Consider the following 13,078-nt stretch of genomic DNA (forward strand, 5'->3'; position numbering starts at 1 on the left):
CTGAACGGCGCGGCGGATGAGGCAGAACTCCTTGGGTGGGGCGTCAGGCGGACAGGCCGCCCATGAGCAGGTACTTGATCTCCACGTAGTCCTCAATGCCGTACCTGGAACCCTCACGGCCCAGGCCCGATTCCTTGATGCCGCCAAAGGGCGCCACCTCGGTGGAGATGATTCCTTCGTTGATGCCGACCATGCCGGCTTCCAGGCCTTCGGCCATGCGCCAGACGCGGCCAATGTCACGGCTGTAGAAATAGGCGGAAAGACCGTAGGGCGTATCGTTCGCCAGACCCAGGACTTCAGGCTCGTCGCGGAATCGGAAACAGGCAGCGACAGGGCCAAAGGTTTCCTCGCTGGCAATCAGCATTCTCGGACTCGCCTCGGCCAGTACCGTTGGCTCGTAGAACGTGCCGCCCAACGAATGACGACGGCCGCCGCACAGCAGCTTCGCGCCCTTCTCCAGGGCATCGCCGACGTGCTGCTCAACCTTGGCCAGCGCCGCTTCGTTGATCAGCGGGCCCTGCTCGGTCTCGCCTTCCAGCGCATTGCCCACGCGCATGGCGCGTACAGCATCGGTGAGGCGAGAAACGAACGCGTCGTACACCCCGTCCTGGATATAGAAGCGGTTCACGCAAACACAGGTTTGCCCGGTGTTGCGAAACTTCGAGGCCATGGCGCCGCGCACGGCGGCATCGATATCGGCGTCGTCGAAAACGATGAAGGGGGCGTTGCCGCCCAGCTCCAGCGAGACCTTTTTCAGTGTCTCCGCTGCCTGGCGCATCAGCAGCTTGCCGGTGCGGGTCGAGCCGGTGAAGGACAGCTTGCGCACCGCACCGGACGCCTGGATCGCGCCACCGATGGCCGGCGCATCGCCGGAAACGATGTTGAATACACCCGCCGGAATACCCGCCTCTTCCGCCAGCACCGCGAGGGCGAAGGCCGACAGTGGCGTTTCTTCCGACGGTTTGAGAATCATCGTGCAACCGGCCGCCAGCGCCGGTCCGACCTTGCGGGTGACCATCGCCAGCGGGAAGTTCCACGGTGTGATCGCAGCGACCACACCGATCGCCTGCTTGATCACCACGATGCGCGCATCGCTCTTGTGCGAGGGGATCACGTCGCCATACACGCGCTTGGCCTCCTCGGCGAACCACTCGAGGAAGCTTGCCGCGTAGACGACTTCGCCCTTGGCCTCGGCCAGTGGCTTGCCCTGCTCGGTGCTGAGCAGGCGCGCCAGATCGTCCTGGCGCTGCAGCATCAGTTCGCCCCAGCGGCGGATGCGCGCGCTGCGTTCCTTGGCAGTCAACACGCGCCAGGCCGGCAACGCGCGTTCGGCGGCGGCGATGGCGGCATTGGTTTCCTCGGCACCACCACGGGCCACGTCGACAATCAGCGCGCCTGTGGCCGGGTTGCGTACCGGGTAGGTCGTACCGCCATTCACCCATTGACCGTCGATGTAGTGGCCGGTTTTCAGCAGCGCGCTCATGCCACCGCCTCCGTCAGCGAGAAAGCTTCATGCATGGGGCGAGCAACACGCAGGATGCGTTTACCGGCGGTGTAGTCGTTGATCACGTCGCAGGGCGTGTAGTTGCGTTCCAGTTCGTAGATCTCCTCGTCGTCCAGGCGGGTCTCCAGCGCAGCCAGGGCACTGTCGAATTGCGCGGTGGTGTCGGCGCCGACCAGCATGCAATCCACGCCCGAATGCTGCAGGACCCAGGCCTGGGCGATCTGCGCGTTGGACACCCCGCGGCGCTGGGCCACCCGCTGCACGGAGCGGGCGATCTCGAAGGAGGCCTCGTCGGCATACATCTGCTGGGTGAAGAAGTCGGTCTGGTTGCGCGTGGAGTTCGCGTCGCCGGTCAGCAGGCCCCGCGCCAGCGGGCTGAACACCGAGACGCCGAGGCCCTGATCGCGGCAGAACGGGATCATCTCGCGCTCTTCCTCGCGGTAGGCGCAGTTGAGCTGCAGCTGCATGTTGATCGGCTTGACCCAGCCGTTGCGCTCGCAGGCCATGAGGATCTTCGCCAGCTGGCCGGTGAGCATGGTGGAGACGCCGATGTAGCGGGCCTTGCCGGCGCGAACGATATCGTTCAGCGCGCCCATCACTTCTTCCACCGGGGTGTTCACGTCGTAGAAGTGCAGCATGTAGATATCGACGTAATCCATGCCCATGCGCTTCAGGGAGGCGTCGATGCCATCCATGATGTGCTTGCGCGAGTGGCCACTGGCGTTGATGCCGGGACGAGTTCCGTAGCCGACCTTGGTGGTGATCACCACGTCCTCGCGGCGCACCAGGCGCTTGAGGATGCGGCAGACCACTTCCTCGCCGACGCCGGCCGAGTAGAAGTCGGCGAGGTCGATGAAGTTCACCCCGGCATCCAGCGCGTGCTTCACGATTGGCTCGCTTTTCTGCTCGTCGAAGATCCACGGCTTCCAGTCGGGGGTGCCCATGTTCATGGTACCCAGGCACAGCTTGGAAACCTGCAGGCCGGAGTGGCCGAGACGGATGTATTCCATGATGCGGACCTCAGGCCTTGGGGGTGTAGAAGGGATTGGCAATGGCATTGACCACGTCGGCCAACTGCGCGCGCTCGGGCCTGCAGCTCAGCGCCGCGCGGATCGCGGTGCGACAGGCGTTGTAGTTGTTCAGGTAGACGGCATCGAGGTCGTCGCAGCTCGGGTTGACCCAGTTGGCGGTGACGATGGCCCACTCGTCCTCGGCTTCCGGCGGCAGGGTGCCGTCCAGCAGGGCCTCGGTGACAGCCTTGGCGATGCCGGCCTGGGACGCGCCCCAGGTGGCGTTGGCGTGCAGGTCACCGTTGATCTCGGCCTTGTTCACGTAAAGGGTCATGGGTTTGACCGGGATATTCGGCTGGGCGATCACCATGAACGGGCAGTGCCCCTGGCTGGGCGAAGCGAGGCTGCCGGCGAAGGCCTGGCCGGCCGGGCCGTTGCGCGGGCCGAGCAGGATGTTGATGTGCGCGGCGTTGACGCCGGGGCCTTCGAAACCTTCACCGATGTACAGGTCGAGCTTTTTCATGGGGTACCTCATGGAACCGTGGGGGTGTAAGAAAGCCTGGGCCTGCATGCGCGGCCCATGGCAAAACCGGCGGAGAGTGCCGGGAGAAAGTCGCTGGGGAATCAGGAATCGACGGGCAAGTCGGAGGGATGCACGAAGGCACCGGACAGGCCGGAATACGGAGGACGGATCGAGGACGGGGAAAGCAGGAAAGTGATCATGTCGCATCGCTCTTTGTTGTTGTCGATGAGCTGGTGCGATGATTTTTAGCACCAGGCCAAATCGGCCCGGTAACCATAAAAACTCAAGGAGCTATGAGTTCATCTCATACCCCAGTTAATGGACACCCAGACAGGAAAAAGCCGACGAGGGAGCACATTCCGCCGTCGGCTGGCTACCTTTGCCCGTCAGTCCTTGAGGCAAGCGATACGGTACAGACCGTCCTCGACCTCGACGCCATGGGTATCGTGGGCGAAGCCCGGGAAGCGCCGGTCGAAGGCTTCCAGCGCCTTCAGGTAACCCAGTACCGGGCCGCTGCCTGGGCCGGCATTCTCTCCCGGCATCAACAGCGGAATACCCGGCGGATAGGGCACCACACCCGTTGCGACGGTGCGACCGCTCATTTCCTCCAGGGTCAGCCGTTCGATGTTGTTCCTCACCAGTTGCTCGTAGGCGGCGGTTGGCGTCAGCCGTGGCTCGGGTAGCAATGAGAAAGCCTGGCCCATCAGCGTGGTGGTCTGCAGCTCCGCCATGGATTCGAACATCCGGTCACAGAGGTCCTTGAGCCCCATGTCGCCGTAGCGTCCCGGCCAACTCGCGACCAGCTGCGGCAGCGCGCGCGACAACGGAAGATTCGCGTCGTAGTCACGCTTGAATCCCAGCAGCGCATTCACCAGCGTGCCCCACTTGCCCTTGGTGACGCCGATGGAGAAGAGGAACAGCAGGGTGAAATCGGTGGTCTTCTCGACCACGATACCTTGCTGCGCCAGGTAAGCCGTGAGGACTGCGGCAGGTATGCCTACGGGCATCAGCCCACCGCCCGGTGCAACACCGGGCGCCACCACCGAGACCTTGATCGGATCAAGCATGCAGTAGCCGTCCTCGATCTCGCCGAAACCATGCCATTGCGCTCCCGGCGCCAGGGTCCAGCACTGCGGATCGCGGACCAGCAGCTCCTCGTCCGCCTCGAAGAACGGCACCTTGCGGCCCGTTTTCGGATCGCGTACCTCATCGGGCTGCCAGGCGTCGAAGAACCAGTCGCCCTGCTCGGCAAAGTCATTGCTCAGGCGCGCCAGCAAGCGGCGAAACGCTACCGCCTCGCGGATAGCATCAGTGGTCAGCGCCACCCCACCCTGCCCGTCCATCATCGCCGCCGACACATCGTTGGAGGCGATGATCGCGTACTGCGGCGAGGTGGAAGCATGCATCATGAACGACTCGTTGAACCGCGCGTGCTCCACCGGATTGCGCCCGTCGCGCACATGAATGAACGAGGCCTGGGACAAGGCCGCCAGCAGCTTGTGGGTGGACTGGGTGGCGAACACCGTGGGACGGTCTGCCGTGTGCTCGGCGGGATCACCGTGCATGGCATGCCGCTTGTGGTAGATCGGGTTGAAGCGCGCATAGCCGTACCAGGCTTCGTCGAAGTGCAGGCGGTCGACACTCTGCCCGAGCAGTTCCTCTACCCGCGCCACGTTGTAGCAGAGACCGTCGTAGGTGGAGTTGGTGATGATCGCGTGGCGCGGCGTGGGATCGATGCCCGGATGTGCCAATGCGTTATCGGCAACCTGGCGCTTTACCGCCACCGCGGTCAGGCGTTCCGGCAGGATCGGGCCGATCAGGCCGAGGTGATTGCGCGACGGCACCAGGTAAGTCGGGATCGCCCCCGACATGGTCATCGCATGCTCCGCCGACTTGTGGCAATTGCGATCGCACAGGGCGATCTGGTCGCGGGTGACGCTGGCCATGAGGATGACCCGATTGGAGGTCGAGGAACCATTGGTAACGTGGTAGCTGCGGTGGGCGCCGAACACCCGTGCGGCATAGCGCTCGCTCTCACCGATGGGACCGCTGTGGTCGAGCAGCGAGCCCAGGTCGCCGACAGAGATCGACAGGTCCGAGCGCAGCAGCTCCTCGCCGAAGAAGTCGAAGAAGGCGCGCCCAGCCGGTGCCTTGAGGAACCCCGTGCCGCCGGTATGGCCCGGCGTGTGCCAGGAGTATTCGTAGACACGGGAGAACTTCATCAGCGCCTTGAACATCGGTGGCAGCACCGCCTCGCGATAGCGTTCGACGGCGGCGGTAATGCGACCGCCAATGAAGTCAGTGGTGTCTTCCAGCAGCCAGATGAAGTCGTCCGACTGGCGCAGCGCCTTGAGGTCGATGGAAGCGGCGTCACCGCGCGACGCCATGAGGAAGACCGGCAACTGGGCATGCCGCTGGCGCAGCGTATCCAGCACCGGCAGCGCACCACCAGGCAGCTCCCAGTTCAGCAGCACACATTGCAGCGCGGGATTCGAATCGATGACGGCACGAGCATCGTCGGCACTCGCGGCAATCAGAACAACCACTCCGCGCCGCTCGAGGTCCTGGACCAGCGCGCGCACGGCTCGCCCTGCTGAAGTGGCCTGTTCCAGCGACTCATGGGCCATCAGGACCACGATATCCAGCGTGTTCTTGGTAACGGACTCAGACATGGGAACTCCTAGAATCGGCTGGCGGCTCCCGCGCCGCCAGCCAGGCAGGCGCCTGCCCCGCCTTCAGCGCCATCGGAGAAGGCGCGTGCAGGCGAAGGGATCAATGGGAGGGGAGTACAGTGGCGGCCGGTGCGGCAGCGACGGCAGGAACGCCAGCCACCGGTTGCGGCACCCGCGGGCGCAGGTTGAGGTTGTCGTGGCGGCCGACCGAGACCCAGAACATCGCCACCAGCGCGATGATGGTCAATGCCAGGGTGCCGAAGCGGATCCAGCCCGGCGAGACGCCACCCGGATGGATGCCGGTCTCCTCGACGGCGCGCATGCTGTTGATCGACAGCTCGTAGAAGATGATCGTGGAGACCACGAAGATCAGCGACCAGCGCGTCTGCTCGCCATCGGAGCCGACCATCGCCCACAGGCTGTAGATGGCCGCGATGATGCCGACGAAGGTGTAGAAGCCGTACTGCCTGGCGGGCATCTTCTTGTAGCCCATCACCTTGATGGCGATGGCCGAGTAGATGTACGGCAGCAAGGTCATGATCACCGCGATGGAAGCGATCTTGCCGAACTGTTCACTGGCGGTGGGCGACATGGTCGCCAGCACCTGGATGCTCATGATCGCCGCAACGATGGCCAAACCCGCCGACGGCACCCCCTTGGCGTTGACCTTGGCGAAGACCTTGCCGAACAGGCCGTCATCCGCCGCTGCCTTGGCCGTCTGTCCGACCAGCAGCGTCCAGCCGGCCAGCGACCCGAGGCAGCCGATCGCCGCGCAGAGCGCCACGACGTTGGCGGCGGTATCCCCCAGCGCCAAGCGCGCGGCATCGGCGAATGGCGCGCTGGAAGCGAGCAGATCCTTGTTCGGGATCATGCCCATGATCGCCGTGGAGCTGAGCACGTAGCAGACAGCCGCGATCAGCACGCCGCCAACCGTCGCGATAGGCACGTTGCGCGCCGGATCCCGCACTACGCCCGCAGACACCGAGGCGCTTTCAACGCCGATAAACGCCCATAACGTGTAGTTGAGCGTCGAACCCACCGCCTCGAAGCCGCTCTTGCCGGAGACGTTCCAGCCCGCTTCGTAGATGTCACCGCTGAACCAGAACCATCCCAGCAAGGCCATGCCGATGATGGGGAACAGGGCAAAGACCGTGGTGAAAGACTGGAGCTTGCCCACCACCGAAGGGCCGAGGATGTTGGCGTAGGTGAAGAACCAGATCACCGCGATCTGGGCCATCGCCGACACCAGCGGGTCCTTCAGGCTGGGGAAGAAGTGAGACAGGTAGCCCAGCCCGGCGACAGCCAGGCCGACGTTGCCCACCACGTTGGCCAACCAGTAGATCAGGTTGGTCTGGTAGCCCATGTAGTTGCCGAAGGACTTCTTGGTGTAGGCGTACGGCCCTCCGGCGGCGGGGTCGATGGCCGATAGCTTGGCGAACACGAGCGCCAGCGACACGGCGCCGACAATGGTGATGAACCAGCCATAGAGGACGATACCTCCGGTGGTAGCAAGGTTGGCCGGGAGCATGAACACGCCCGAGCCCATCATGTTTCCCGCCACCATCAGGGTGGCTGCCACCACCCCGATCTTGTTGCTGTCGGCTTGTTCCATCGCGTGACTCCCTGAAAGTGGAGTCACGATTCTTCTGCCGTCGACAGAACCCCGAAATCGCACGGATTCCCAAAGCGGAGGCCGAATATTCCTTAGCCAGGCAAGAGTAGAATCCGGCTACCGCGGGCGTCCCGACAACCGCTTGACCTCAGAGCCCGATGCGCTCGAAGAAGCCCGGCCCTTCGACTTCCTTGCCGCTGGCGGCGATGCTCACCGGCTCCTGCACCTGCCGCGTGGCGGGGATTTCCCGCGAGCCCAGCTCCTTGCCCACCAGTTGCAGCGGGCCGGCGCCCTGACCAGCGGTGTGCTCGTACTTGGGCGGCGTATGGGTCTCGTCGTAGCGCAGGTAGTAGACCTCACCGGCGCGGGCTTCCAGGGTGAAGCCGGCGATCAGGGTAAAGTCCAGGCTGCCACCGGCAAAGAAGGTCCAGAAGCTGCCCAGCAGCGGGCGACGCATCTGCAGTGGATAACTGCCGGGGGCGAAGCTCAGGGCGAAGTAGCCGTTGCTCGGCAAGCTGCCGATCAGCTCGTTGTTGATGAACAGTCCGGGCGCTTCCAGCTCTTCGTCAGACCACTGGTTCTGTGGCCGGTAGAGGTACACCGTGGCCTGCTGCGCATCGGCAGGCAGCGCGCCGAACGGTGGCCCGTCCACCGCGCCGAAGAACGCACCGGGCGAGCTGCAACCAGCGAGCATCAGGAGAAAGGCGCACAGGGCCATTCGGAGCATGGAAAGTCCCTCTTATGGTTATCCCCGGAGCATAACCAGCGCTTCACGCCTTGCCACCCGTCGAAAGTCCGGGTCGATCACTTCTCGGCCAGGCCGAGTCACCGGCGCATACCGATCGCTGATCCACTGTTCTGAACAGCGATATCCATCAGGTCAGTTCCTTGAGCCAGAACATCATCGACTTGGCAGTCTCCCGTTGCTCGCCGATATCGCGCCAGTGGTACTCCGTCTGCAGGGAGGGCTGCGGAGTGAAACCGCGCTGCAGCCAGAAGGCGTCCGGCGAGCGGTAGCCGGCAGGTCGCGCGGAATGCTCCGGCGGCCGCCGAAGGGCGCAGAAGGCACACCAGTCGAAGCGATCCAGCCCACGCACAAAGCGCTCGCGTTCCTCGAAGAAGCGCCGGTCGAGATCGGTGTTGCGGTACTCCGGCAGAACCACCGACTCGCCAAAGTAGAAGATTCGCTCCGGGTTCCAGCCTTGCGCCAGGAACGGTTGCTGGAAAGCCTCCGCCTCGTCCAGCAGCGGCAGTCCGGTCGAAGCCCCTACGACCCGGCCCTCGTCGATCACCAGCACGCACAGGCTCCAGGCTGAGCGCACATGGCTGTCGAGGTACCCGGCTTCGTAGTCCGGGCTGCCGTCGTAGAGGTACGGATACTCGCGGAACACGGTGATGCGCAGTCGCGCCAGGTCATCGATGAACGGGCGAAGGGCTTCGCCACTGAGCAGACGGATATCCAGAGGCATGGTGGCAGTCCGCAGGTGCCGCCACCGGCAAGGTGGCAGCGATGCTGAAACCTAGCATGGGTCGCGAAGCCAGCCGAAGCTCCAGCGGCGACAGAAGCATATCCCTACGCGCCAGGTTTCAAGGCAGCTCACGGGCGAGGCCGCCGGACACGCCTCAGGACTCCGTCACCGCCCGTCGCCGCGCGGCTGGCGGTGCGGGCGGCGCCGGCAGCAGGTGGCGTACCAGCCATTTGCGTACCGGCACCACGCAGCGCTCCTGCACCAGCACGCAGCTGGTGACCATGAACAGCAGGAACAGCGGGTACAGCCAGATCGACAACTGCTGATGGGTCGCCGACTCGACGCAGAACGCCCAGTCGGCCAGGCAATCGCCCGGGGCGCGGATCAGCTTCTCGGTGCGCGAGAACAGGGTAAACAGTGGTACGTGCAGGGCGAACAGTGACAACGAGGCGGCCCCCAATCGCGGCGACCAGTGGCGGATCAGACTGCTCCGTGGATCGTGCGGCAACGCACTCATGTATACCAGCATCAGCTGTGCCGGCAGCAGCAGACCGTTGTGCAGCAGGAAGTACCAGAACTTGGCGCCGTGGGTGTAGAGGTAATCGGCGACCAGGAAGTTGCCCAGCACGAAGGCGCCCATCGCCACCAGCGTCCCTCGTCCCGGCAGGCGGCCGGCGTCCTTGTACTCGCGGAACAGCCCGTAGGCGAGGATGCCGCTGAGGAACTCCGGCAAGCGCAGCAGCGGGTTGCGGTGCAGCAGGCCGGTCCAGGGCATGCCGTACTGCTCGCTGGCGACCACCAGGATCGGCGGGATCAGGTAGAACACCCACAGCGCCAGCAACCAGCGCCACTTGTTCTTCGCCCGCGCCAGGCGTGGCGCGACGAAGGGGAAGCAGAGGTAGAAGAAGAACAGCGTCGACAGCGACCAGAGCGGCGCGTTGAAGGTCAGGTAATAGGGGTTCCAGGCCTGCAGCATGGTCAGCTGGAGGATGCTGTTGAACAGCAGCTCGCGGTCGCTCATCCAGTGGTGGAACAGCTCCGGTTGCAGACGGCCGATGGCCTCGTTGGTGTCGTAGATGACAAAGCGCGGCGTCGCCTGGTCCAGGTCCGGGCCGATGCCCTGCCCGCTCACCACCAGCAGCACGGCGATAGTCAGCAGGATCGAGAAGATGTGCAGCGGGTAGAGGTTGGACAGGCGCTTGGTGAAGAAGCTGCGCGGGCTCTCGCGCAGGTGCCCGTCGGTGACGTAGACGTGGCAGAGCAGGAAACCGGAGAGCACGAAGAAGGTACTGGTGGCGAAAAAGCCGAGGGCGGTGAGGTCATCGAGGCCGGCGAATTTCTGCTCCGCCGGGTAACTGTGCAGCGTGTGGTAGATCACCACATAAAGGCCCATCAGGAAGCGCAGCCATTCCAGCCCGATGAAACGTTCCTTCTGAATCTTCTCCACACCGCTCTCCTACTCGACAGACAACCCTGCGACATCATCGGCGGCGGTCGAGGAAGTTCACCACCAGTCGGTCCAGCGAGCCCCACAGCCGTTCGCGCAGGCGTTTCCACCAGGGGCGAGCGCGCCAGAAACCCAGGTCGATCTCGCGGCTCTGCGCGAAGTCGGCGGCCAGGCAGTCGGCCACCGCCGCGGTAAATTGCGGATCGAACGCTTCTACATTGGCCTCCAGATTGAACCGAAGGTTCCAATGATCGAAGTTGCAGGAGCCGACGCTGACCCAGTCATCGACCAGTACCATCTTCAGATGAAGGAAACGCGGCTGGTACTCGAAGATCTTCACGCCGGCGCGCAGCAGCCCTGGGTAATAGCGCTGACCAGCGTAGCGCACCGGCGCATGGTCGGTGAGGCGGCCGGTGAGCAGCAGGCGCACATCGACGCCGCGCTGGGCCGCCTTGCGCAGCGCGCGGCGGACCTTCCAGGTGGGCAGGAAATACGGCGTTGCCAGCCACACGCGCTGGTGCGCGCCACGCAGCGAGCGCACCAGCGCCTGAAGAATGTCGCGGTGCTGGCCGGCGTCCGCATAAGCGACCCGCGCCAGGCCTTCACCGTAGTTGGGGATCGGCGGCAGGCGGGTCAGCAGGACTTCCTCACGGGGCTTCCAGGCGCGCACGCCGAGGCAGGCATTCCACTGGCGCTCGAACAGGCGCTGCCAGTCGGCGACGATATTGCCGGTCAACTCCACCATCACTTCGTGCCAGTCGCTGCGGTTCTCCCGCGCGGACCAGAACTCGTCGGTGGCGCCAGTGCCGCCGACATAGGCGATGCGCTCGTCCACCAGCAGCAGCTTGCGGTGGTCGCGGTACAGGTTGCGGATGCCGGCCTTCCAGTTCAGCGGGTTGTAGTGGCGCAGCTCGCCGCCTGCCTCCAGCAACTGGCGCGTCCAGGCGCTGGAGAGTTTCAGGCTGCCGAAGGCGTCGAACAGGCAGCGCACCTTCACGCCGCGCCCCAGGGCAGCCAGCAGCCTGTCGAGCAACGCCTCGGCGCAGCTGCCGCTTTCCACCAGGTAAAGCTCCAGTTCGATCTGCCGCTCGGCGCTGTCGATGGCGGCGAACATGCGCGGGAAGAAGCGCTCGCCATCGCAGAGCAGGGCGAAACGGTTGCCCGTCCGCCAGGGGAAGATCGGGCCGCTCACCGCGAGGCGAAGATCAGCACGGCGCCCACCGGCACCGACAGGCCGATGCTCTTCAGCCCGGCCAGTTTGCGCAGCTGTGCCACACCCGGCGCGAGGCCGAAGTCGGCGGCGTTGATCACCAGCGGCGAGAGGGTCACCACCTGGAAGCGGTGCTCGTCCAGGCGGGTGATCAGCACGTCGGTGCGGTAGTCCTTCGCCTGGCCATTGAGCTCCAGACGCAGCGGCAGGCGCGTCTCCAGTTGCACGCCGCTGGCGAGATCGGTGATGGGGCGCAGGTCGATGCGCGAGGTGATGCGCGCCTCGGGGAATTTCTCGGTGTCGAACAGCTTGTCGCGCAGACGCTCATCGCGCAGAGGGATACCGGTGCTGACCGAATCCATCTCGATGCGCAGCTCCACCTGCCCCTGCTCCTCCACCTTGCCGTGCATCACCAGGAAGCGGTTCACCTCGGCGATATCGGCGTTCTTGGTGGTGACGAAGGTCAGCCGCGAGGACTCGTAATCGAGGTACCAGGCAGCCTGGGCGGAAGCGGCGAAGCAGGCCGCGAAGAGGAAGGCAAACAGCGAGCGCATGAAATCCCTTACATGAGAAACGGATGGATCAACGGCCAACGATAGCGGCCCGCCGTCGGCTTGCAAACCGGCCGACCAGCGAGCCCATTGGGCAGGTAGCGGCGCCAATGGTTCAGTCGGCCAGCAGCGCGGGTATCCCGGCGACCAGCGCATCGATGGCGCAACGAATCTTCGACGGCATGTAGCGGGTCTTCGGCCACACCGCGTGGATCTCCAGCGGCGGCAGATTGCAGCGGCCCTTCACCACCATCAGCTCGCCCAGCTTCACGTGCCGCGCCAGCAGCCAGGACGGCAGGCGCGCCAGGCCGAAACCGGCCACAGCGGCGGCGGTGATGGCCTGGAGGTCGTCCATGCTCAGTTGCGGGTCGATGTCGATGCGCTTCGCCTGGCCGTCGTCGTCGCGCAGGTCCCAGGGCGAGGTGACGCCAGCGACCGAATAGCTGATGGCCGAGTGACCGGCGAGATCGTCCAGCGCCTCGGGCATGCCATGTTCGGCGATATAGGAAGGTGCCGCGCCGATGCTGGTGTACTGCACGCCCAATTTGCGCGCCGCGAGCGTGGCGCTGTCCCCCAGCGGGCCGATGCGCACGGCGAGGTCGAAGCCCTCTTCCACCAGGTCGACACGGCGGTCGGTGAACGACAGGTCGATCTTCAGCGACGGGTGCTGCCGCGCCAGCGCCAGCATCAGCGGCACCACGCAAAGGTGGCCAAAGGAGATCGGCACGCTGACCCGCAAGCGCCCACGCGGCTCCATCCGCCCGCCTTCCAGCGCGGTGTGCGCAGCGTCCAACTCGGCCAGCGCGCGTACGCAACTGTCGTAGAACACCTGGCCGTCATCGGTGAGGTTCTGGCTGCGCGTGGTGCGTTGCAGCAGACGTACGCCAAGGCGCGCCTCCAGCCGGGCGATGGCCTTGCCTACTGCCGAGCGCGTGAGGTTCAGGCGCTCCGCCGCGAGGGCAAAGCTGCCGGCATCGACCACCTGGACGAAGGTGGCGATGCCATCGAGTCGGTCATCCATCGGCCTGCTCTTTGAATCCTGAGAAGACTCAATGATGGGACGAAATGGAGCCAATGGGG

At 64.8% G+C, this 13,078-nt stretch carries 11 protein-coding genes; all 11 read right to left on the reverse strand.

Annotated features, from left to right (window positions below; all coding sequences use genetic code 11):
* Positions 1–43: 43 nt before the first annotated feature.
* The 11 genes from FAS41_RS11465 to FAS41_RS11515 all read right to left on the reverse strand — a co-directional run bounded on the left by FAS41_RS11465 (position 44) and on the right by FAS41_RS11515 (position 13,019).
* Entirely contained in the window at positions 44–1,483 is a 1,440-nt protein-coding gene (locus FAS41_RS11465) for an NAD-dependent succinate-semialdehyde dehydrogenase (RefSeq protein ID WP_138522260.1), read from the reverse strand.
* Positions 1,480–2,514 (reverse strand): aldo/keto reductase, encoded by a 1,035-nt coding sequence (locus tag FAS41_RS11470; protein WP_138522262.1) that lies wholly within the window; start codon positions 2,512–2,514, stop codon positions 1,480–1,482. Before FAS41_RS11470 ends, FAS41_RS11465 begins: the two co-directional genes overlap by 4 nt.
* A 10-nt stretch (positions 2,515–2,524) precedes the next feature.
* The gene (gene fae, locus FAS41_RS11475; protein WP_138522264.1) at positions 2,525–3,037 is read right to left on the reverse strand and encodes a formaldehyde-activating enzyme; all 513 of its coding nucleotides are present in this window, start codon (positions 3,035–3,037) and stop codon (positions 2,525–2,527) included.
* Positions 3,038–3,423: 386 nt separating this feature from the next.
* Positions 3,424–5,709 carry an Orn/Lys/Arg family decarboxylase gene (locus FAS41_RS11480; protein WP_138522266.1) on the reverse strand — a complete coding sequence of 762 codons (2,286 nt, stop codon included), beginning with the start codon at positions 5,707–5,709 and terminating at the stop codon, positions 3,424–3,426.
* Positions 5,710–5,809: 100 nt separating this feature from the next.
* Positions 5,810–7,321, reverse strand: a complete 1,512-nt coding sequence (adiC, locus tag FAS41_RS11485; protein ID WP_138522268.1) for an arginine/agmatine antiporter — start codon at positions 7,319–7,321, stop codon at positions 5,810–5,812.
* Between the two features lie 148 nt (positions 7,322–7,469).
* The gene (locus FAS41_RS11490) at positions 7,470–8,048 is read right to left on the reverse strand and encodes a DUF2846 domain-containing protein (RefSeq protein ID WP_138522270.1); all 579 of its coding nucleotides are present in this window, start codon (positions 8,046–8,048) and stop codon (positions 7,470–7,472) included.
* Between the two features lie 148 nt (positions 8,049–8,196).
* Positions 8,197–8,784: a GNAT family acetyltransferase gene (locus FAS41_RS11495; RefSeq protein ID WP_138522393.1), complete on the reverse strand. Its 588-nt coding sequence runs from the start codon at positions 8,782–8,784 to the stop codon at positions 8,197–8,199.
* A gap of 160 nt (positions 8,785–8,944) precedes the next feature.
* Entirely contained in the window at positions 8,945–10,237 is a 1,293-nt protein-coding gene (locus FAS41_RS11500) for an acyltransferase family protein (protein WP_138522272.1), read from the reverse strand.
* A gap of 34 nt (positions 10,238–10,271) precedes the next feature.
* Positions 10,272–11,429, reverse strand: a complete 1,158-nt coding sequence (locus FAS41_RS11505; protein ID WP_138522274.1) for a phospholipase D-like domain-containing protein — start codon at positions 11,427–11,429, stop codon at positions 10,272–10,274.
* On the reverse strand, positions 11,426–12,001 hold the full coding sequence (locus tag FAS41_RS11510; protein ID WP_138522276.1) for a YceI family protein: 576 nt from the start codon (positions 11,999–12,001) through the stop codon (positions 11,426–11,428). The genes FAS41_RS11505 and FAS41_RS11510 overlap by 4 nt, the downstream gene beginning before the upstream one ends.
* A 112-nt stretch (positions 12,002–12,113) precedes the next feature.
* Positions 12,114–13,019, reverse strand: a complete 906-nt coding sequence (locus FAS41_RS11515) for a LysR family transcriptional regulator (RefSeq protein WP_138522278.1) — start codon at positions 13,017–13,019, stop codon at positions 12,114–12,116.
* Between the last annotated feature and the right edge of the window lie 59 nt (positions 13,020–13,078).

The organism is Pseudomonas nicosulfuronedens (assembly GCF_005877905.1).
Lineage (GTDB): Bacteria > Pseudomonadota > Gammaproteobacteria > Pseudomonadales > Pseudomonadaceae > Pseudomonas > Pseudomonas nicosulfuronedens.

What these genes read in the sequence shown, in the direction of transcription:
- adiC (WP_138522268.1), bottom strand. Translation starts at nt 7,321, where the DNA reads ATGGAACAAGCCGACAGCAACAAGATCGGGGTGGTGGCAGCCACCCTG.
- FAS41_RS11510 (WP_138522276.1), bottom strand. Translation starts at nt 12,001, where the DNA reads ATGCGCTCGCTGTTTGCCTTCCTCTTCGCGGCCTGCTTCGCCGCTTCC.
- FAS41_RS11515 (WP_138522278.1), bottom strand. Translation starts at nt 13,019, where the DNA reads ATGGATGACCGACTCGATGGCATCGCCACCTTCGTCCAGGTGGTCGAT.
- FAS41_RS11480 (WP_138522266.1), bottom strand. Translation starts at nt 5,709, where the DNA reads ATGTCTGAGTCCGTTACCAAGAACACGCTGGATATCGTGGTCCTGATG.
- fae (WP_138522264.1), bottom strand. Translation starts at nt 3,037, where the DNA reads ATGAAAAAGCTCGACCTGTACATCGGTGAAGGTTTCGAAGGCCCCGGC.
- FAS41_RS11465 (WP_138522260.1), bottom strand. Translation starts at nt 1,483, where the DNA reads ATGAGCGCGCTGCTGAAAACCGGCCACTACATCGACGGTCAATGGGTG.
- FAS41_RS11470 (WP_138522262.1), bottom strand. Translation starts at nt 2,514, where the DNA reads ATGGAATACATCCGTCTCGGCCACTCCGGCCTGCAGGTTTCCAAGCTG.
- FAS41_RS11490 (WP_138522270.1), bottom strand. Translation starts at nt 8,048, where the DNA reads ATGCTCCGAATGGCCCTGTGCGCCTTTCTCCTGATGCTCGCTGGTTGC.